This is a genomic window from Corynebacterium sp. (genome assembly GCF_030532195.1).
GTDB lineage: Bacteria > Actinomycetota > Actinomycetes > Mycobacteriales > Mycobacteriaceae > Corynebacterium.
This window is the reverse complement of sequence record NZ_JAUNLP010000001.1, coordinates 468,297-488,453: the sequence shown is the minus strand read 5'-3', so window position 1 is coordinate 488,453 and position 20,157 is coordinate 468,297. Positions and strand designations below refer to the sequence as shown.

16 protein-coding genes are annotated in these 20,157 nt (G+C 59.3%); 11 read left to right on the top strand and 5 right to left on the bottom strand.

All coding sequences use genetic code 11. The features are described 5' to 3' along the window. The first annotated feature begins 12 nt into the window (after positions 1-12). The 6 genes from gatA (at position 13) to Q4E11_RS02150 (ending at position 7,453) form a co-directional block, all read left to right on the top strand. The gene (gatA, locus tag Q4E11_RS02175; protein ID WP_303163236.1) at positions 13-1,527 is read left to right on the top strand and encodes an Asp-tRNA(Asn)/Glu-tRNA(Gln) amidotransferase subunit GatA; all 1,515 of its coding nucleotides are present in this window, start codon (positions 13-15) and stop codon (positions 1,525-1,527) included. Positions 1,528-1,653: 126 nt separating this feature from the next. Further along, entirely contained in the window at positions 1,654-2,748 is a 1,095-nt protein-coding gene (locus Q4E11_RS02170; RefSeq protein WP_303163235.1) for an iron ABC transporter permease, read from the top strand. Next, on the top strand, positions 2,749-3,540 hold the full coding sequence (locus Q4E11_RS02165) for an ABC transporter ATP-binding protein (RefSeq protein ID WP_303163233.1): 792 nt from the start codon (positions 2,749-2,751) through the stop codon (positions 3,538-3,540). It abuts the gene before it with no gap. Between the two features lie 15 nt (positions 3,541-3,555). Next, positions 3,556-4,674, top strand: a complete 1,119-nt coding sequence (locus Q4E11_RS02160; RefSeq protein WP_303163231.1) for an ABC transporter substrate-binding protein — start codon at positions 3,556-3,558, stop codon at positions 4,672-4,674. A 67-nt stretch (positions 4,675-4,741) separates the two neighbouring features. Next, on the top strand, positions 4,742-5,773 hold the full coding sequence (locus Q4E11_RS02155) for an ATP-dependent 6-phosphofructokinase (RefSeq protein WP_303163230.1): 1,032 nt from the start codon (positions 4,742-4,744) through the stop codon (positions 5,771-5,773). Positions 5,774-5,968: 195 nt separating this feature from the next. Next, positions 5,969-7,453: a hypothetical protein gene (locus Q4E11_RS02150; protein ID WP_303163228.1), complete on the top strand. Its 1,485-nt coding sequence runs from the start codon at positions 5,969-5,971 to the stop codon at positions 7,451-7,453. 18 nt (positions 7,454-7,471) lie between these two features. Here Q4E11_RS02150 and Q4E11_RS02145 read toward each other — a convergent pair whose 3' ends face one another. Next, a complete protein-coding gene (locus tag Q4E11_RS02145; protein WP_303163226.1) occupies positions 7,472-8,305 on the bottom strand; it encodes a class I SAM-dependent methyltransferase in 834 nt (277 codons plus the stop codon). Between the two features lie 53 nt (positions 8,306-8,358). On the opposite strand from Q4E11_RS02145, the gene gatB reads away from it, so the two are divergent. Then, positions 8,359-9,867, top strand: coding sequence for an Asp-tRNA(Asn)/Glu-tRNA(Gln) amidotransferase subunit GatB (gene gatB / locus Q4E11_RS02140; RefSeq protein ID WP_303163224.1), 1,509 nt, complete (start codon positions 8,359-8,361; stop codon positions 9,865-9,867). A 12-nt stretch (positions 9,868-9,879) separates the two neighbouring features. On the opposite strand, the gene Q4E11_RS02135 is transcribed toward gatB, so the two are convergent. Then, positions 9,880-10,965: a glucose dehydrogenase gene (locus Q4E11_RS02135; RefSeq protein ID WP_303163222.1), complete on the bottom strand. Its 1,086-nt coding sequence runs from the start codon at positions 10,963-10,965 to the stop codon at positions 9,880-9,882. A gap of 76 nt (positions 10,966-11,041) precedes the next feature. Here Q4E11_RS02135 and Q4E11_RS02130 point away from each other — a divergent pair, with 76 nt between their 5' ends. Together Q4E11_RS02130 and Q4E11_RS02125 are read left to right on the top strand one after the other, a co-directional pair. Beyond that, complete coding sequence (locus tag Q4E11_RS02130) at positions 11,042-12,355, top strand: DoxX family membrane protein (protein WP_303163221.1); 1,314 nt, start codon at positions 11,042-11,044, stop codon at positions 12,353-12,355. Between the two features lie 77 nt (positions 12,356-12,432). Further along, entirely contained in the window at positions 12,433-13,311 is an 879-nt protein-coding gene (locus Q4E11_RS02125; RefSeq protein ID WP_303163220.1) for a hypothetical protein, read from the top strand. A gap of 25 nt (positions 13,312-13,336) precedes the next feature. Here the strand turns inward: Q4E11_RS02125 and ilvD are convergent, their stop codons facing one another. The 3 genes from ilvD to Q4E11_RS02110 all read right to left on the bottom strand — a co-directional run bounded on the left by ilvD (position 13,337) and on the right by Q4E11_RS02110 (position 17,477). After that, positions 13,337-15,181 carry a dihydroxy-acid dehydratase gene (gene ilvD, locus Q4E11_RS02120; RefSeq protein ID WP_303163219.1) on the bottom strand — a complete coding sequence of 615 codons (1,845 nt, stop codon included), beginning with the start codon at positions 15,179-15,181 and terminating at the stop codon, positions 13,337-13,339. 134 nt (positions 15,182-15,315) lie between these two features. Beyond that, positions 15,316-15,804 (bottom strand): PH domain-containing protein, encoded by a 489-nt coding sequence (locus tag Q4E11_RS02115; RefSeq protein ID WP_303163217.1) that lies wholly within the window; start codon positions 15,802-15,804, stop codon positions 15,316-15,318. 44 nt (positions 15,805-15,848) lie between these two features. Further along, positions 15,849-17,477, bottom strand: a complete 1,629-nt coding sequence (locus Q4E11_RS02110) for a mechanosensitive ion channel family protein (protein WP_303163215.1) — start codon at positions 17,475-17,477, stop codon at positions 15,849-15,851. Positions 17,478-17,679: 202 nt separating this feature from the next. Here Q4E11_RS02110 and Q4E11_RS02105 point away from each other — a divergent pair, with 202 nt between their 5' ends. Both Q4E11_RS02105 and ilvN read left to right on the top strand, forming a co-directional pair. Beyond that, the gene (locus Q4E11_RS02105) at positions 17,680-19,590 is read left to right on the top strand and encodes an acetolactate synthase large subunit (protein WP_303163213.1); all 1,911 of its coding nucleotides are present in this window, start codon (positions 17,680-17,682) and stop codon (positions 19,588-19,590) included. Between the two features lie 35 nt (positions 19,591-19,625). Continuing rightward, positions 19,626-20,129, top strand: a complete 504-nt coding sequence (gene ilvN / locus Q4E11_RS02100; protein ID WP_303163211.1) for an acetolactate synthase small subunit — start codon at positions 19,626-19,628, stop codon at positions 20,127-20,129. Positions 20,130-20,157: the final 28 nt, after the last annotated feature.

The following is a 20,157-nucleotide window of genomic DNA, read 5'->3' as shown; positions in this document are numbered from 1 at the left end:
TACGTGGAAGAAATGACTGCAGCTAACCCGAACCTGCATGCCGCTGTTGCTGATGACCCCATTCTGGGGCTCAGCGCATTCGAGCTCGCGCAGAAGATCCATGCCCGTGAGCTGACCTCCGTGGAGGTTACTCAGGCATTCCTCGACCGCATTGCGGCCGTTGACGAGGACATCCACGCATTCCTGCACGTCGGTGCCGAAGAGGCACTGGCTGCGGCTCGCAAGGTAGATGAGTCGCTGGATGCTGGTGAGGAGCCGGCTTCCGCCCTGGCAGGTGTGCCGCTGGCCCTGAAGGACGTCTTCACCACCACGGATGCGCCGACCACCTGTGCCTCCAAGATGCTCGAGGGCTACATGAGCCCGTACGACGCAACAGTGACCGCCAAGCTGCGCGCGGCTGGTATCCCGATTCTGGGCAAGACCAATATGGATGAGTTCGCCATGGGCTCGTCCACGGAAAACTCCGCATACGGCCCGACCCACAACCCGTGGGATGTTGAGCGCACTGCAGGTGGCTCCGGCGGTGGCTCGTCGGCAGCACTGGCCTCTGGTATGGCTCCGCTGGCAATCGGTACTGACACCGGTGGCTCTATTCGTCAGCCAGCAGCACTGACCGCAACTGTCGGCGTGAAGCCGACCTACGGCACCGTGTCCCGCTACGGCCTGGTCGCTTGTGCCTCCTCGCTGGACCAGGGTGGCCCAACAGCGCGTACGGTTCTGGACACCGCCCTGCTGCATGAGATCATCGCTGGTCACGACGAGAATGATTCGACCTCCACGAATCAGCCGATCGCAGATGTTGTCGCTGCCGCCAAGGAAGGTGCCACCGGTGACCTGACCGGGGTTAAGGTCGGCGTCGTCAAGCAGTTCGACCGTACTGAGGGCTACCAGGAAGGTGTTCTGGACAGCTTCCACGAGGCCGTCGAGAAGCTGAAGGAAGCTGGCGCCGAGGTCGTCGAGGTGGACTGCCCGAACTTCGACCACGCACTGAGCGCTTACTACCTAATTCTGCCGTGTGAGGTCAGCTCGAACCTGGCTCGCTTCGACGGTATGCGTTATGGCCAGCGTGTTGGCGATGACGGCACGCACTCGGCAGATGAGGTCATGGCAATGACCCGCGCTGCTGGTTTCGGTGATGAGGTCAAGCGCCGCATCATCATCGGTACCTACGCTCTGTCTGTCGGTTACTACGATGCCTACTACATTCAGGCGCAGCGCGTTCGTACCCTCATTCAGCAGGACTTTGAGCGCGCCTTCGAGCAGGTTGATGTCCTGGTGTCGCCGACCACTCCGACCACCGCCTTCAAGCTGGGGGAGAAGGTCGACGATCCGCTGAGCATGTACATGTTCGACCTGTGCACCCTGCCGCTGAACCTGGCTGGTATGTGCGGTATGTCTGTTCCTTCTGGCCTGGCATCCGACACCGGCCTGCCGGTTGGTCTGCAGATTATGGCTCCGCGCCACGGTGATGACCGCCTGTACAAGGTCGGTGCAGCCTACGAAAAGGCGCGCGGCCCGGTCGCATAGCCTGAGGTAGCCACCTCACCAAAATTCATAAAACCTAAAACCGTCGTCTCCTCTCACGCGAGGGACGGCGGTTTTGGGTATTTTGGCAAGTTTTCGTTTTCAAGCAGGGACGCAAATATTTCGATGATGACAAGGTTTCGATGGGATGCATCGCCCGGTGGCACATCGACAGCGAGATGGAGGTGGACGCTGCCCGTCAGCTATGGGGTTGTCACTGTCATTGCAATTGCACTGAGCATTGCTGGTGCAATGGTGTTAGGCTCCGCCGACATCACGTGGTCAACCACGCTGCAGGTGATTTCGCACCATCTGTTCAGCACAGAACTCGATTCGGCAATTCCACCGAGCGCGGACACAATTGTGTGGAAACTGCGCGCGCCCAGGGGAGTCCTGGCCGCGATTGTGGGGGCTGGCCTGGCTGTGTCTGGCGTTGCCATGCAGACACTGGTGCGCAACCCACTGGCAGACCCCTATTTGTTGGGAATTTCCGCTGGGGCTGGGGCAGGTGCTACCGCGGTCATTATCTTCGGGGCTTTTGCTGGCACTCCGATTGCGCCACTGACAGTCGGTGCGCTTCTCGGCGCCCTGGCGGCAACGCTGGCTGTTGGTGCTTTTGCCCGCGCTGGCGGTGGACTTACACCACTGCGGTTGGTGCTGTCAGGTGTGGTGCTCTCGGCGGCATTTTCAGCGCTGAGTAGCTTCCTGGTCTTTGCCGGGCCAGATCCGCGCGCCGCTCAATCGGTGATGTTCTGGATGTTGGGGTCGGTGGCATCGGCTACCTGGCAGCGCACCCTGCTGCCGCTGGTTGTTCTGGCTATCGTGCTCATTTTCTTCCTCATTAAGGCTCGTCACCTCGATGCCTTGGCCACGGGAGATAGCACAGCTGCGGCGGTTGGCATTGATGTGCCGCGACTGCGAAAGCAGATTTTTGTGGCACAGGCAATACTGGTCGGCACGCTGGTTGCAGTCTCCGGCGGTATCGGTTTTGTTGGTCTGGTAATTCCGCACGTCACTCGGATTCTCGTCGGAGCCGCTCACCGAGTGGTACTGCCCATCGCAGCGCTGTTCGGCGGATTGTTCCTGGTCTGGGTGGATATTCTCGCCCGCGTTGTGGGAGGCGCCCAGGAAATGCCGCTGGGTGTGGTGACGGGATTGGTGGGCGCGCCGCTGTTTCTCTACCTGATGAGCCGGAGCAATTACAGCTACGGAGGCAGCGAGTAGATGAAGAACATCTCCCCAAAACTCGAGGCCACGAATGTGCGCTGCGATATTGCGGGTCGCACGATTGTCGACGATGTGAACCTGCAATTCGGCGATGAAGCCATGACCGCAATTGTGGGTATCAACGGCGCCGGTAAGTCAACGCTGTTGCGCGTACTCGCGGGTATTGACGCACCGAGCGCTGGTCAGGTGCATCTGAATGGTCATCAGATGAGCACGCTGGACTCGCGCAAACGTGCTCGCGATCTCGCATTTGTCGCCCAGAGTGAAATCCCGCCGGCAGAAATGCGCGTAAGGGATTTCGTCTCGCTCGGACGACTGCCGTACCAACGTCTCTTCGCAGGCAACTCCGAAGAAGATTGCACGCATATACAAAAGGCACTGGCCAAGGTCGAACTCGACGATTTGGCCTATCGAGCCTGCGGGCAGCTCTCGGGTGGACAACGCCGTCGGGTGTGTTTGGCGCGTGCTATCGCGCAAGACTCGCCGTTGATGCTGTTGGATGAGCCGACGAATCACCTTGACGTGCGCCATCAGCAGGCGGTCTTACGGCTTGCTCGCAACACCGGCACCTGCGTCATCGCCGCTATCCACGATCTCGATCTGGTGATGAATCACTTCGACCGCGTTATCGTCATCGCCGATGGCGGGGTAGTGGCGGATGGTGCGCCGCGCGAGGTGCTCAGCCACACCCTCGTCGCTGAGGTTTTCCACGTCGCCTCGCATCAGCTGAACTCTCCGACTGGCCGGAGGCACCTCGCTATCGACAGCGAGCTCCATCACGACAAGTAGAAATTGAGAAGATTAATGAAAAGCAACGCTTTACGACGGCTCCTGCGACATGCAGCCGCCGCAACAACCGTGGCAGCCCTGACTGTGGGTGCCACCGCGTGTACTGACCAGGATGACCCGCAAGCGTCGTCGACAAGCATCACTTTGACCAACTGCGGTGAGGAAGTGAACTACGCGGGCACCGCGCAGAAACTGCTGATCAATGACAGCAATCTGGTGTCGATGGCGTTGGCGGTCGGCGCGGCGGATCAGATAGCTGCGGTCAGTTCGGTCAATACCCAAATGCCGGTGTTGGAGGCCGCGTATGGCGATGCCATTACTAAGATTTCGGAGATCTCGAAGGAATATCCGAGCTTGGAGCAAGTGATTGCCGCCGAGCCGGATGTGATGCTTGCCGGCTGGGGATACGGCTTTAGTGAAGACCGCGGTATTACGCCCGAGTCACTGCGTGAGTACCAGATTGGTGCTTATACGTTGACTGAGTCGTGCCGTACTGGTGCGTCGAATGCCAACGCGAAAACGGACAGTGGCGATCCTGAGCATATCCGAGGTGTGGTCAATCCGTGGGAGGCGGTGCGTATTGATGTGGCGAACATCGCCAAGCTGACCGGGCACGAGGAAAACGGTAGGCAGGTCGTATCCGATATCGATGCTCGATTGAAGAAGTTGGATCAGGCACCGAAGGAAAACCGCAAGCCGGTGGGTTTGGTGTTTGACTCCGCAGCCGACGCGCCGTTGACCTCAGGTGCATTCGGTGCGCCGCAGGGCATCCTGGATAAAGCCGGAGCGACACATGCCACTGAGTCAATCAAGGACACATGGACCACGACCTCATGGGAGCATGTGGCCGAGACCGAACCGGATTTCATTGCGCTGGTGGAATATCCGGGGCAGAGCTTTGAGGAGAAGATTCGGACTCTGCGTACGAACCCGGCGACCAAGGATTTGCGGGCTGTCAAGGAAGAGCGCTTTATTAATCTTCCGTATGTCATGTGGACGGAATCACCATTGAATGTCGATGCCGCAGAGCATGTGCGTAAGGCGTTGGAAAAGTTTGGTTTGCAGCCGGAATCCGAAATAACGACATCGATGAATCTGCCCGCTGATCTGCCGGGGCGTGAATACTTCCATTAGTCCAGCTCACGTTTTGTTCGCAGGTTCTGCCAAGCACGATGCGAATATCGCGACTAAGGTGGGCATCATGCGAATTGCGACCCTTACCTCCGGTGGAGATTGCCCCGGTTTGAATGCCGTTATCCGTGCAATTGTCCGAACAAGCTCGAGTGAGTTCGGCTCAACCGTCGTCGGCTTTGAGGACGGTTGGATTGGTCTCATGGAAGACCGAAGGGTTCAGCTTTACGACGATGAGCGGATTGACCGCATGCTGCTGCGCGGTGGCACAATGCTGGGTACCGGCCGTGTCCACCCGGACATCCTTATGTCGAACCTTGACCGCATCAAGGAGAACTTGGATGATGCGGGCATTGATGCCCTCATCCCAATCGGCGGTGAAGGTACCCTCAAGGCCGGTAAGTGGCTGTCGGACAACGGTGTCCCGGTTGTCGGTGTGCCAAAGACCATTGACAATGACGTCAACGGCACCGACTACACCTTCGGTTTCGACACTGCAGTGGCAGTGGCAACCGATGCGGTTGATCGCCTGCACACTACGGCAGAATCTCACCAGCGTGTGATGATTGTGGAGGTCATGGGACGCCACGTCGGCTGGATTGCCCTGCACGCTGGCATGGCCGGTGGCGCACACCACATCGTCATTCCGGAAAAGCCCTTTGACATCAATGAGATTGTCAAGTCCATGGAACGCCGTTTCCAGATGGGCGAGAAGTACGGCATTATCGTCGTCGCCGAGGGCGCAACCCCGAAGCCGGGCACGATGGAGTACGAAGAGGGCGGTGTTGACCAGTTCGGTCACCAGACCTTCAACGGCATCGGTCAGGTCATTGGTGCGGAGATTAAGAAGCGCACCGGCTACGATGTCCGCACCACGGTGCTTGGCCACATCCAGCGCGGTGGTACTCCGACGGCGTATGACCGCGTGCTGGCCACTCGCTACGGTGTCCACGCAACCCGGGCAGTTCATGAGGGTGACTTTGGCAAGATTGTTGCGCTCCACGGTGAACATATTGAGCGCATCACCATCGATGATGCTGTCTCGGAGCTCAAGGTCGTTCCGGAGTCCCGTTATAAGACTGCGGCTGCACTCTTCGGCTAAAAGTGGGCTATGAGGTTGTACTTGTGGCTCAATTAGAGAACGAGTTGGCTAAATCTCTATAACGATATAGGCACTTTGCCCGGATTGATGATAGATGCACCAATCCGGGCATTATTGTTATTGCGGTCCCTTTTTGGAAAATAGACGTACTTTTAGGATTTTCTCACCATGTGGAAAAGAGCCACATCAATTGCAATGGCCTTTGTAGGCCTAACCGTCGGTGCGGGCTTTGCCTCCGGCCAGGAAATGATGCAGTACTTCGTGGCATTCGGAGAAAACGGTCTGTGGGGCGTTATTCTCGCCTCGGTCGTGATGATCATCAGTGGCCTGGCCGTCCTCTCGCTGGCAAGTTACTTCCAGGCTGACGAGCACTCTGAGGTCTTTGATGAAATCACTAAGAAGTGGATTTCCAAGATCTTGGATATCGCAGTGATGGTCACGCTATTTTGTACCGGATTCGTCATGTTTGCCGGTGCAGGTGCAAACCTCAACCAGCAGTTCGGCCTAGACGTGTGGATTGGTGCCACAATCATGGTGGCACTGACCCTCGGCGTAGGCATGCTGGACGCAGACAAGGTCAGCCGTGTTATCGGCATGATTACGCCATTCATCATCGTGTTCTTGCTCGGTGCCGGTATCTACACGCTGGTCACCAATGACACCTCAATGGCAGAGGCTGCTCAGTACACCACGGAGCTGCCGACAACTCTGCCGCACTGGTCGATTTCGGCGCTGAACTACGTCGGCTTCTGTGTCATGGTGGCAGTCTCCATGTCGATTGTTATCGGCGGCAGCTACCTCAATCCCCGCGAGGCGGGTATTGGCGGTTTGATGGGCGGCACCATCTACGGCGGCCTGTTGACGTTGGTGACCTTCGCCCTGTTCTTCAAGGTGGAAACCGTCGGCCATGAGGATATGCCAACTCTGGCCATTGTGGATGACATTCATCCGGTGCTCGGCACCATCATGGCCATCATCATCTACGGCATGATTTTCAACACGGCCATCGGTATGTTCTACGCCCTGGGCCGTCGCCTGACCCGCAACACGCCGCACCGTTTCCGCCTGGTGTTCATCGTGACCGTACTGATTGGCTTCGGCTTGAGCTTCTTTGGCTTCAAGTCGCTGGTCGGCTCGATTTACCCGGCGCTGGGCTACTTCGGTATCGCTCTGATTGCGGTTCTGTGCGGTGCCTACCTGCTGGGCCGTAACAAGTTGGTCGAGGAATCCAAGCGCCGCGGTCGCATCCGCAAGCTGGCACGCCGCAAGATTCATCCGGACCGCAAGTTCACCACCGCCGACCAGAAGAAGCTGGATCGTGCCGTAGCGGATTCGAACGTCTCCAATGTGGACTTGCAGGAAAGTGTTCGCGATGAAATCGTCGACGAACTGGTCAGCGATGACGATGTGGACTTCACTGAGGAAGATGCGGAGCGCATTGTCGAAAAGGACAATGAGCGTCTGGAAAAGCTCGCCGAGATTGAAGAGGAACACGAGGATGACAATCCGCGTGTGACCGCCAAGGATTCCTTCCCAGGCGAGGCAACTGCCACGGCTTCGGATAAGTTGGCTAGCCAGACCAAGAGTGCCATCAAGAGGGTGGCGGGGCCAATGAAGCCCAAGCCAAAGCAGCCAAAGCAGTCGAAGCAGCCAAAGCAGAAGCCCTCGGCCGACAAATAACGAAAACGTCAGCGCAAGCTAGCTGGCTCGAAAATAGAAGGCATCGCACCGATAGGGAAGGGCGATGCCTTCTTCGTATGTAAAGCCCAAATGCTCATGTAGATACCAATGCAGGTTGGCTTCCACCTTCTCACGCGTGGCCGGCTTCGAACGCAGCCAATAGGAACGTGTTCGCGCCAGCAGCACGATGTCCTCCAACGTGAGAGTTTGTTCCCACGTTGTGCGCACCTCATCGGCCAAAGTCAGTTCGGGGCCTACCTCGGGGTAGAAGCCGGGGCGCAGCACATCTCCGGCGTGCATGATGCGGCTGAGACGATGCACCCACGGCACGGAGACATCGAGGTTGTTCCACACCAACATGGCCACGCCACCGTCGCTTAAGATGCGTGCGAACTCCTTACTCGCAGCGGCGGTGTCCACCCAGTGCCAGGTTTGCGCGCAGGTGGCGACATTGACGCTGCCAGTGGAAAGTCCAGTGCGCTCTGCTGTGCCGTCGGTGCACTGAATACCGGGAAGATTGTGCGACAGGGCCTGCCGCATCGCAGTCGAAGGATCGAGCGCGAGTATGGCCGCGTCGCGGTAGACGTCGTCAAGCGCGGCAGTGAGTTTTCCGGTGCCGGCGCCGATATCGGCGACGACCTGTGGCGTCGGTGCTAATGCGGTCAGTGCCGCGATGACTTCGGGCGGATAGCCGGGGCGCACGCGGTGATAGCCGGTTGCGCCGTCGCGGCTTTCCTGCAGCTCATCGTCAAAAGTAGCGCCAGCGCGGTGGCGGTCGGCGGGAGTGCGAAAGGTGGGCGTATCGCGTGTCGACGTCGGTGGAATCGGCGGATGTTCATTTACTCCAGGCACGAGTTCTACCCTAGGGCACGCCGCAGGCGGTATCGCTAGTAGACTGTACAACCATGACCGCTGCATACGCTGATGACTTGATGGACTTTGATGAGGTCCTCGAACGATTTGACCCGGTAATGGGCATGGAGGTCCACGTCGAGCTTGCGACGAAGACCAAGATGTTCTCGTCTTCCTCGGCAAATTTCGGTGCCGAGCCCAATAGCAACGTCGACCCTTGCAGCCTTGGCCTGCCGGGCGCGCTGCCCGTGGTTAACCGTCAGGGCGTTGAGTGGGCCATTAAGATCGGTCTGGCTCTCAACTGCCAGATTGCGGAGTCCTCTCGCTTTGCACGCAAGAACTACTTCTACCCGGATCAGCCGAAGAACTACCAGATTTCCCAGTACGACGAGCCAATCGCATACGACGGATATCTTGACGTTCAGCTTGACGACGGCACGGAGTTCCGTGTCGAAATCGAGCGTGCTCACATGGAAGAAGACACTGGCAAGCTGACGCACCTGGGCGGTGCCGATGGCCGTATTCACGGCGCCACGCGTTCGCTGGTGGACTGCAACCGCGCAGGCATTCCACTGATTGAGATTGTGACGAAGCCAATTATCGGTGCTGGCGAGCGTGCGCCAGAGGTTGCTCGTGCGTACGTTTCGGCACTGCGTGACTTGGTGAAGTCCCTCGGTGTCTCCGATGCTCGCATGGATCAGGGCTCGATGCGTGTGGACTCCAACGTTTCCCTGCGCCCGATTGGCCAGGAGGAATTCGGTACTCGTACTGAGACCAAGAACATCAACTCTCTGAAGTCTGTTGAACAGGCTGTTCGCTACGAGATGCAGCGTCAGGCCGCTGCCATCGTCAACGGTGAGGAGATTGTTCAGGAGACCCGTCACTACCAGGAGACCGACGGCACGACGTCCAAGGGCCGCCCGAAGGAGTCGCAGTCGGACTACCGCTACTTCAATGACCCGGACCTGCCTCCGGTCATCGCTCCGCGTGAGTGGGTGGAGGAAATCCGCGCAACGCTGCCGGAGCTGCCGTGGGTCCGCCGCGCACGCATCCAGGAAGAGTGGGGCCTGAAGGACGAGGAAATGCGCGACCTGGTCAACGCCGGCGCACTCGACCTGATTGTGGACACCGTCGAGGCCGGCGCTGGTCCGGCTGAGGCTCGCTCCTGGTGGGTTGCCTACCTGGCACAGAAGGCCAATGAGGCGGGCGTGGAGCTGGCTCAGCTGGAGATCACTCCAGCACAGGTCGCCCGCGTGATCGCTCTGATTGAAGAGGGCAAGCTGACCAACAAGCTGGCTCGTAAGGCTGTCGATGGCGTTCTCGCTGGCGAGGGCGACGTGGATGAGGTTGTTGCCGCTCGTGGTCTGGAGGTCGTCCGAGACGACGGAGCTATTGAGAAGGCTGTCGACGATGCCCTGGCTGCCAACCCGGACATCGTGGAGAAGTACCGCGCCGGCAACAAGAAGGTTGTCGGTGCCATCGTGGGCCAGGTCATGAAGGCCACCCGTGGCAAGGCTGACCCAGCTCAGGTCAACCAGCTGATTGCTAAGAAGCTGAACTAGCAGCTCGGAGGTTTAATCCGGGGAACCGCCGGCGGCGCCATCGCTCGGCAGTCGGACGACTCGCTCGTCCGACTCCGAGGGCTTGGCCCCGGCGGTTTTATTCGTTGTGGCACCCCACACTTCGATGCCCTGACCCGAGGCAACGGCTGCCACGTGGGAGATTTGGCCAAAGTCACCGTCAACCAGCACGTCCGGTGATCCCTTTACTTCCCAGCCGCTGCCAGGACCATTGAACTCCGGCCCAATCGGCAGTGAAATCACCTTTTGTGCATTCGGAATGGCGATGACCGCTCGGTCACCCATCACGGCACACCCGCCGATGGAATCATTGAGGTCAACGCCTCCGAGCGGATCAATAATGGGGCCGGTGAGCTGCACTAGCTGTGGTGTGCCATCGAGAATTGCGGTTGCCAGCGGTGGCATGGATTCCGGTCCGTGGCAAAACTGCTGGAATTGAATGCCGGGGTCACCGACCAAGAGCTTGCGGGGTGCTTCTTCGCCGAAGATGCGGTCAAAATAAATTCCCAGAATGCCGGGTTCACTCAGCTCAGGTAGCTCACGAATATCAGCGGGAGCATCGTCCAAAATGGTGACTCGAGCGAGGGTGTCGTCGTTACGCAGCACAAAAACCTGACGGTCTTCGGTGACAGCGGGGCTGGGCAGAAGCTGCTTGGCGGGCGCGCCGATATTGGCGATTTCGCGCGGCTTCTTACCGGGAGCGACCACGGTGAGCGCGCCGTCGTCAGTTGCGACGAGCGCTTGACCTGGGCCAATCGAAGTTAGCGCGGTCGTTAGCGGCAGGCAGGCGGCCAGCGTGACATCGTCAATGTCGCACGGCCCCGACTCCTTCTTCTTCCGTTCTGTGGTGGGAACAGGGGAGTCAGGCAGATCCGGAGACGAGAACTTGGGCATCGCAATGCCCGTGGGCTCGGCGGTGTCCTCAGCGAACGGCGCTTCAAGCGATGCCGATGAGCTCATGCATCCCGAAAGCACGAGCGTGCCGACGGCACCAGCAGCGAGTGCAGCCCTGCGGGGACCGCGAAAACGGGACTGCGGACTGCGGCTGTCGGGGCGTGTGCAATCGTGGCGGGAACTCATAGGCCTACACAATACCGCGCCGAATCACGGCCACGCCTGCGACCAAAAGTGAATCAGTGGTTTTAATGTTGACGGTGTGAGCGACTCAGAGAAGTACCCGAACGACCGCGCCCTCGAGAATGTGGAGGACGGATTCGATGACGATCTCGACGTCCCGACCTACCGCAAGCTCGCTGAGCCGATGAACGACGACGTAACAGACGACACCAGCGATGACAGTGACAACACTGCGACGCAGGTCTTCCCAGGTGTGCCTGAGAAGAACGTAGCTTCAGAGGCCGAGGAGGCCTCCAAGAAGTCTGCACCAGAGCCAGGACCAGAATCAGAACCGGACCTTGAGCCGCTGACGGACGCTGATATGGCGGAACTGCCGGAGACCGATTCGGCTGCGGTTGAGTCGGAAGCAAAGCCGGAACCAGAGCCTGAGCCTGAACCCACTCCGCGCAGGCGTTATGATGCCTACGCTGCAGCCGGGCGAACTGCTCCACAGGTGATTAGCCCTGCCGGCAGACCCAAGGAGGAGCCCGAGGCCCCGGAGCCACAGGACGCTGCAGCTACCGAAATCCTGCACAAGCCGAACCAGGGGGAGTCCGTCAACCCTGATGAGGACTTCGGTCAGCCGACCGAAGCTTTCTCCGCTAGGGAGAACGAGGAACTCCACCCAGCAGCAGGGGACACGTTTAATGATTCGGCCCAGCAGTCCAACGCCGAGACCGAATTTCTCGACCGCACGGACTTCGCCGAGCCGACTCCGGCGGCCGAGGCTGCACCGACTCAGGTCGCAGCACCTGCAGGAGCTGTGGCAGCTGACGGCCAGGTGGACGAAGACACGGACTTCTACGACGGCGATGAGCCGGAGTACCGCCGCGGCACCACCGATTTCGGTTTGCTGCTGGTGCGTCTGGGCCTCGGCGCGTTGCTGTTGGTCCACGGCCTGACGACGCTGCTGGGGTGGGGCAATTCCGGTGGCACCACCGCCTTGGAGGCGCAGTTTAACCAGAACAACTTCGCGTTCGGGGCAGTGATGGCCACGGCCATTCCGACAACCCAGCTCATCGCTGGTACCTTGCTGGTGCTCGGTTTGGCCACACCGCTGGCAGCAGCGCTTGCGTTGGCACTGTCGGCCTACCTCAGCATGTTTGATGTCGCAACGACGTCCGGCGGGTTGAGCCTGGTCGGCGATGGTGCCGCTGACCTGCAGCTGCAGCTGCTCATGACGGCCATGGCACTGGGACTGCAGTTCACCGGCCCAGGTCGAATTGGTATCGACTTCGGCCGCAGCTGGGCACGTCGCCCGCTGGCATCGTCGTGGATTTTCGGTGCTCTGGCCATCCTGGCCGCAGTGGGACTGTGGTGGCTGACAACGAACACGCTGCCATTTGTCCGATAACGACAATTCACCGCCACACCGCAGACAGGACTCGACCGAATAGGATTAGCGGAGCAGGCGGGGGTACAATGCCCCCTATGCTGAAATCGAGTCGCCGACTAAAGACCACCCTCGCGGTGGTCTTTTGCATGTCTGCAGTCGGTGCTGCGGTTGCGGTCGATGACCATTCCGGTGCCGTTGCCGATGCTCGCAACTCGGATACAGACTCCGGGCCGTCGATAAGCACCGTAACGCCATACGCGAAGGATTTGCCGCGGATGAACGTCAACGGCGAGGGGCGCATTCAAACCAATCCGCGCACGCAGATGTCGGTGAGCTATTCGCCGATTGGGGTGGGGTACAGCACTGATGAGGATCAGCGACCGCTGCCGGCGCTGTCGCTGATCAAGCTCTACATCGGTCAGTACGTGCTGGAACACGGCGCTGCCGCGGATGCTAAGCGGGTGGAAAAGATGGTGTCGCGTTCCGATGACGACCTTGCGGCCGAGTTCTACGAACTGTATCCGGAATCGGTTGACAGCATTGCCGCGGAATACGGTCTTTTTAGTACCTTCGGCGGGCAGAAGTGGGGCGTCTCGCGAACGACCGCAGCTGACGTCGTGTCCTTTATTTCGCAGTTGCGACTGCGCGATTCTGACTCGGTTGTTCTCAAGGCAATGCGCCAGTGGTCTCCTGTTGCCGCAGATGGATATCGTCAGGATTTCGGTCTTGCCGGATTGCCGGGCTCTGAGGGCGCCAAGATGGGTTGGTCCAATGGGCGCACGTGGCACTCTTCTGTTGTCTTCGGGCCGGGCTATGTCATGGCTGCCATTACGGAGGGCAGCAAGTTGGACCATACGAAGGATGTCGCCGAAGGCATCGACGGTGTGGAATACCAGCAGTTGCTGAAAAACTCGACGAAGGATGACGCGAATAGCACAAAGGCCCGTGCAAAGAACACGGGCCTAAAGTCCTGAGAATTTAACTCAAGTGACCAGCTAACTAGTCAACTACACGCACAGCGCCCTTATCAGCGCTGGATGCCATCTTTGCGTAAGCACGCAGTGCCTTGGACACCTTGCGCGGACGCGGCTTGTGCGGAGTAAATGGCTTGTCGCGCTTGAGTTCCTCATCGCGGCGTGCTGCCAATTCCTCATCGGAGACCTGAATCTCGAGACGTCGTTCAGCGACGTCGATGTAGACCGGGTCGCCGTCGCGTACCAGACCGATGGCGCCACCAGCAGCGGCCTCGGGGGAGACGTGGCCAATGGACAGGCCTGATGAACCACCGGAGAAGCGGCCGTCGGTGACCAGTGCACAGACCTTGCCCAGGCCGGCGCCCTTGATGAATGCGGTTGGGTGCAGCATCTCCTGCATGCCCGGGCCCCCGGAAGGTCCCTCGTAGATGACAAAGAGGACCTCGCCTGGCTGCAGTGTGCGATTCAGAATGACCGATACGGCTTCTTCTTGGCTTTCGACGACGCGAGCCTTGCCCTCGAAGTGGAACTGGTCTTCGCTAATACCGGCGGTCTTGAGCACGGCACCATCCTCTGCGATGTTGCCGCGCAGGACGCACAGGCCACCTTCCTTGGTGTAGGCGTGATCGATGTCGCGAATGCAGCCGTTTTCGGAGTCGGTGTCCAGGCTCTCCCAGCGGTTGGACGTGGAGAACGGCTCGGTAGTGCGAACGCCGCCCGGAGCTGCGTGGAAGAGCTCGATGGCCTCATCGGTTGCCTTGCCGCCACGGATGTCCCAGTTATCCAGGTGCTCCTCCAGAGATGGGGAGTGCACCGAGTGGACATCCATGTTCAGCAGGCCAGCGCGACGCAGCTCGCCGAGGATGGCCGGAATACCGCCGGCGCGGTGGACATCTTCCATGTAGTAATCGGAGTTCGGAGCCACCTTGGACAGGCACGGCACGCGACGCGAGATGGCATCGATGTCGGCCAAATCGAAGTCAATCTCGCCTTCCTGGGCGGCAGCCAGGATGTGCAGCACCGTGTTGGTGGAGCCGCCCATGGCAACGTCCAGGGTCATAGCATTGACGAATGCTTCGCGAGTAGCGACGCTGCGTGGCAGCACCGACTCGTCGCCGTCGTTGTAGTAGCGCTTGGCCAAGTCCACAATCAGCTTGCCGGCGCGGGTGAACAGGTCGCGGCGAGCCTTCTGCGTGGCCAGCGTAGAACCGTTGCCCGGCAGTGACAGACCCAGCGCCTCGGTCAGGCAGTTCATGGAGTTGGCGGTGAACATACCCGAGCAGGAACCACAGGTCGGGCAGGCCGAACGCTCGATGTCGAGGAGGTTCTTGTCATCGACCTTGTCGTTGGCGGATGCAGAGATTGCAGAGATCAGGTCAGAGCCAGGCTTGACGACGCCGTCGACAACAATCGACGAGCCTGATTCCATTGGACCACCGGAGACGAAGACCACCGGAATATTCAGACGCAGAGCCGCATTGAGCATGCCCGGGGTGATCTTGTCGCAGTTGGAGATACACACCAGGGCATCTGCGGTGTGGGCATTGACCATGTACTCCACGGAGTCGGCGATAATCTCGCGCGATGGCAGGGAGTAGAGCATGCCATCATGTCCCATGGCGATACCGTCATCGACAGCGATGGTGTTGAACTCGCGGGGAACACCACCGGCCTCAGTAATGGCCTCAGCGACGATGTCGCCGACGTCCTTGAGGTGAACGTGGCCGGGAACAAACTGCGTGTAGGAGTTTGCAATTGCGATAATCGGCTTGCCGAAGTCGCCGTCGGTCATGCCGGTTGCTCGCCACAGGGAGCGGGCACCAGCGGCATTGCGGCCAGCAGTGGTGACTTTGGAGCGAAGGGGAATCATGTGGGGTGCCCTTCCTAGATAGGGTGCAAGGTAACTACTTGTTCATACTAATCACAAAAAGCCCCTAATGTCTCATTTCGTGGTCATAGGTGTCCACATAATGAGATTTAGGGGCCTTTTGGTTGGTGCAGGCGCTACTTCTCGGTTGGCTTTTCGACCTTCTTCATCACCGAGTAGCCGTCGCGGTCAAAGACTTCGACCTTGTCATTTTCCGCCATACGAGCCGAGGAAATCGGATCTGGAATCATGCCGCCGGTAGCTTCCTTCAGCGCCGGCAGGGAGTTAAAGGAGATTGCGGGCAGTGCCACGCGCTCCTTGTCCTTGGTCACGGCAAAGGCGCGGCCGCGCTTATCAAAGAACAGCCCCGCAAAATCGCTCCACGGCACCGAGCGGCGCTTATTGAGCAAGTAGACCGCAGTGATACCGCGCGGCCCCACCGTGGTGCGCACCCGGAAAATCCAGAGTGTGTAAATGAGTGGGGCCAGCAGCGTGACGGCCAACCATGGCGTGAAGCCGATGGCGATAATGCACAGCACGAGCATGAACGCAACAATGAAAAGGTGCGTCTTCGCAGGGCGAAAACGCTGCGTTGCAATTTTTGGCTGCGAGGTCGAATTAGTCATGGCCTTTGATTGTAGCGGGTTGTTCGGATGCGGTTAGGAAGCGGTTATTGGACCGTTGCGGAGTTTGGCTCCACCTGGTTTGTGGAGTCCGACGACTGCGAGTCGCCAGTGCCGGAGTCATTCTGCTCGGTGGTCGGCTCGGTGGTCTCGGTTGTCGTCTGCTGCTGACGCTGCTGGGTGCGCGTCGGCTGCTGAGTATTCTCCGTTGTCTGCTCCTCGGTAGTCCGCTGCTCCTGCGTGTTCGGTGCCGTCGTCTCGGTTGTCTGGACATCCTGCTGTGTCGTCGTCGGAGTCTCGGAAACCTGCGACGAGGTCGGCTCGGTGGTCTTTTCCTCCTTGGTTGCCACGCGATCGCTCCAGCGGCTCGGTGCCAACCAGCCGGATGGGCCGTTTTCGGTCTCCACCGTCATCAAATTCAAGATGGCGAGAATGACCAGGGTTACCAACAGCACAATCGTCGATACGCGTGCACGACCACCTGCCGACAGAATGCGACGCGCCTTCTGGCGAGTAGTAAGCGTCGACCACTCAGGGTGGCTTGTCAGCTTCTTAATCTCATCATCCTGTTCCTCTTGCTCACGACGAGCTTCATCGAGCTGCTCGCCGGCGTGCGGGATATCAGAACGGGCGACGTCATCTTGCTTGTCGACGGCCTGGGTTGCCATCACGGCAGTTTTGGCGGTCTCGGCATCTGCGACAGTTGGCACGAGTTCGGTCGGCGTGCTGTCTGCGTCGTCACGCTTCTTCGCCTTGGCGGCGTTGAGCTGTTCGATCATCGCGTCATCGCGAGCGTGACCCGTGACCTCTTCGGCCGGTTCGAACGGTGTCTTCTGTGCGCGCTCGCCGTAGTCGTCCCACCAGGTGTCGATGACTGCGGCGCGGATCGCGCGTTCGATCAGCCACTGATCACCTGGCTTACAGTCGACGACCAGACGCATGGTGACAGTCCACGGCAGGCCCATGACCGTCGGGGGATTGAGTTCCGTCGAGGACTGCAGCGTGATGTCGGACAGCACTGCGTCCTTGATGGAGTCCAGCGAGATGGCGTGCTCAGCCGCCGCGACAGTGCGCTCTTCCAGATCCTTAATGGAGCCGCCGGCCGTCATTGGCACTGGCACTTCAACCACGGCGCGCGACCACTGCGAGGAGTAGTTGATACACATGCGCGACTCGGAGTTCGGCACAATAATCTCTTCGCCGTTGAGCGTACGAATCGTGGTAGCGCGCAGCGTCATATTGACCACGTCACCCTGGACCGTGCCGGAGGGGGAGTGGAACTCTACCCAGTCGCCGACACCGTACTGCTTTTCAGCGATGATGAACACGCCGCCGAGGAAGTCAGCGATAACGCCCTGCGCGCCAAAACCAACTGCAGCGGAAACAACCGTTGCGGGGATTGCCGCGGCGGTAAGTGAGATACCGAATTTGGACAAAATCGCAATAATCAGGACGAAGTATGCGATAACTTCAACGAGATAAACAACTGCGCCAATCAGCGCACGTTTTCCCTTGGACTGTTCATCTTCGGAGGACATGTTTCCGGACGTCATCGCCAGAATGAAGCGCCGGATACGTGGCACAAGAATTAGCAGAATGGTCAGGCAAGCGATGGATAGGCCGTTGTTGGCCACCCACTGCCATGCCCGCAACAACATATATTGCAAAAATTCCATGCCTTCCACCGTAAGGGGTCGGCCTTAATACAGGCTGAATTTATTAGTAAATAAACTTCAGCTCATCGCTGACTCGGTACGGGGGTGTCCAATTGGCGGGATTGACTTCTCACTATGTGGACGCTATGGTTGTTTCCAGCGTCACATTCATAGTCAGAATGTGTGTCCAGGAATTGTCCACCAATTACCCAGGAGCGAAATCGTGAACGCGCACGAGCAGCACACCCCATCGCCCGCCCAATTCGCGGCCAAGGCGCGCACCAATGCACCCGAGCGAATCTCTGGTGCAAAGGCCATTGTCCGATCCCTTGAAGAGCTCGGTGTCGAGGTAGCCTTCGGTATTCCCGGTGGTGCAGTGCTTCCGCTCTACGATCCGATTTATGACTCGGAAAAGCTCCGCCACGTCCTGGTCCGCCACGAGCAGGGTGCGGGGCACGCCGCTACCGGCTACGCGCAGGTCTCCGGCAAGGTCGGCGTCTGCATCGCAACGTCCGGTCCGGGTGCTACCAACCTGGTGACACCGCTTGCCGACGCACAGATGGACTCCGTCCCAGTCGTTGCCATCACCGGCCAGGTCGGTCGCCCGCTGCTGGGCACCGATGCGTTCCAGGAAGCCGACATCCGCGGCGTGACCATGCCGATTACCAAGCACAACTTCATGGTCACCGAGGCAGAAGATATTCCCCGCGCTATCGCAGAGGCGTTCCACCTGGCTTCTTCTGGCCGTCCGGGTCCGGTTCTGGTTGACGTTCCGAAGGACCTGCAGAACACGATGATTGATTTCGTGTGGCCGCCGGAGATTGACCTGCCGGGTTACCGTCCGGTCACCACTCCGCACCAGCGTCAGATTGACGAGGCTGCAGAGATGATCGCCGCAGCAAAGCGCCCGGTGTTCTACATCGGCGGCGGTGTGATCAAGGCCGACGCTTCGGAGGAACTGCTCACTTTCGCAGAGCAGACCGGCGTGCCGGTGGTCACCACGCTGATGGCTCGCGGTGCTTTCCCAGATGCGCACCGCCTCCACATGGGAATGCCGGGTATGCACGGCAAGGTCTCAGCTGTTGCAGCGCTGCAGAAGTCGGACTTGCTCATCACCATCGGCGCGCGTTTCGACGACCGCGTCACCGGTGACCTGAAGTCCTTCGCGCCGAACGCCAAGGTCATCCACGCTGACATCGACCCGGCCGAAATTGGCAAGCTCCGCGAGGTAGACGTACCGATTGTCGGCGACGCCCGTGAGGTCCTGGCCGCCCTCAGCGAGTCCTATACCAAACTGGGACTTGCGCGTCCGCAGATCTCCGACTGGCTAAAGCTTCTCGACGGACTCCGCGACGAGTTTCCGCTCGGATGGGAAGATCCGGCAGACGGTGCGATTGCACCGCAGTTTGTGCTCAAGACTCTGTCGGACATCGTCGGCCCGGATGCAATTTACGTTGCAGGTGTTGGCCAGCACCAGATGTGGGCTGCACAGTTCATTCAGTACGAAAACCCGCGTACCTGGCTGAACTCCGGTGGTGCTGGCACGATGGGCTACTCGGTGCCCGCCGCCATGGGCGCCAAGGCTGCTGCGCCGGATAAGGAAGTGTGGGCGGTCGACGGTGATGGCTGCTTCCAGATGACCAATCAGGAGCTGACCACCTGTGCCATGGAGGGCTTCCCAATCAAGGTTGCGCTGATTAACAACGGCAATCTGGGCATGGTGCGCCAGTGGCAGACCCTGTTCTACGACCAGCGTTACTCCAACACGAAGTTGCGCCCGGAGGACAACTCCTACCTGCCGGACTTCGTCCAGCTCTCCGAGGGACTTGGCTGCGTGGCAATTCGGGTAACCAAGAAGGAGGAAGTCGCACCGGCAATCCAGAAGGCCCGCGAGATCAACGACCGCCCGGTGGTCATCGACTTCATTGTCGGTGAGGATGCTCAGGTGTGGCCGATGGTTGCAGCTGGCAAGTCGAATGACGAAGTCGAGTACGCCCGCGGCCTGCGTCCGCTGTTCAACGACGAAAATTCGGCAGCGGAAACCCCGGCTGACATCCACGGCACTGTCGTGGAAAACGCCGACGATGCCGCGAAACAGCCCGCAGCGAACCACCCGACCATGAAGACCCGCTAATCGGGATTCGAAGCAACAGGAAAGCGAGTCACAAAATGGCTGAACTGCACACTCTATCCGTGTTGACCCTCGATGAACCGGGTATCTTGGTCCGTATTGCGGGCATGTTCACCCGACGGGGATTCAACATTCAGTCGATCACCTCGGGCGAGACCGAGACCGAAGGTGTCAATCGCATCACCGTGGTGGTTGAGACCGAAACTCTGCCAATTGAACAGATTACGAAGCAGCTCAACAAGCTGGTTCCAGTGTTGAAGGTTGTCCGCCAGCCCCCAGAGACCCTGGTTTCGCGCGGACTGCTGATGGTGAAGGTTTCCTGCGACAACACCAACCGTCCGCAGGTTGTCGATGCCGCTAACCTCTTCCGTGCCCGTGTGGTGGACGTAGCTCAGGAGTCTGTCATCATCGAGGCCACGGGCGAGCGCTCCAAGCTGGTGGCGCTGCTGGAGGTACTTGAGCCGTTCGGTATCCGCGAGCTTATTCAGTCCGGTAGTGTCGCAATGGCACGCGGACCGAAGCCAATGCTCCAGTCCCGCTAACGACAAAAACGCAAGAAATTCACGAAAT

What these genes read in the sequence shown, in the direction of transcription:
- gatA (WP_303163236.1), top strand. Translation starts at nt 13, where the DNA reads ATGACTGCAGCTAACCCGAACCTGCATGCCGCTGTTGCTGATGACCCC.
- Q4E11_RS02170 (WP_303163235.1), top strand. Translation starts at nt 1,654, where the DNA reads ATGACAAGGTTTCGATGGGATGCATCGCCCGGTGGCACATCGACAGCG.
- Q4E11_RS02165 (WP_303163233.1), top strand. Translation starts at nt 2,749, where the DNA reads ATGAAGAACATCTCCCCAAAACTCGAGGCCACGAATGTGCGCTGCGAT.
- Q4E11_RS02160 (WP_303163231.1), top strand. Translation starts at nt 3,556, where the DNA reads ATGAAAAGCAACGCTTTACGACGGCTCCTGCGACATGCAGCCGCCGCA.
- Q4E11_RS02155 (WP_303163230.1), top strand. Translation starts at nt 4,742, where the DNA reads ATGCGAATTGCGACCCTTACCTCCGGTGGAGATTGCCCCGGTTTGAAT.
- Q4E11_RS02150 (WP_303163228.1), top strand. Translation starts at nt 5,969, where the DNA reads ATGGCCTTTGTAGGCCTAACCGTCGGTGCGGGCTTTGCCTCCGGCCAG.
- gatB (WP_303163224.1), top strand. Translation starts at nt 8,359, where the DNA reads ATGACCGCTGCATACGCTGATGACTTGATGGACTTTGATGAGGTCCTC.
- Q4E11_RS02135 (WP_303163222.1), bottom strand. Translation starts at nt 10,965, where the DNA reads ATGAGTTCCCGCCACGATTGCACACGCCCCGACAGCCGCAGTCCGCAG.
- Q4E11_RS02125 (WP_303163220.1), top strand. Translation starts at nt 12,433, where the DNA reads ATGCTGAAATCGAGTCGCCGACTAAAGACCACCCTCGCGGTGGTCTTT.
- ilvD (WP_303163219.1), bottom strand. Translation starts at nt 15,181, where the DNA reads ATGATTCCCCTTCGCTCCAAAGTCACCACTGCTGGCCGCAATGCCGCT.
- Q4E11_RS02115 (WP_303163217.1), bottom strand. Translation starts at nt 15,804, where the DNA reads ATGACTAATTCGACCTCGCAGCCAAAAATTGCAACGCAGCGTTTTCGC.
- Q4E11_RS02110 (WP_303163215.1), bottom strand. Translation starts at nt 17,477, where the DNA reads ATGGAATTTTTGCAATATATGTTGTTGCGGGCATGGCAGTGGGTGGCC.
- ilvN (WP_303163211.1), top strand. Translation starts at nt 19,626, where the DNA reads ATGGCTGAACTGCACACTCTATCCGTGTTGACCCTCGATGAACCGGGT.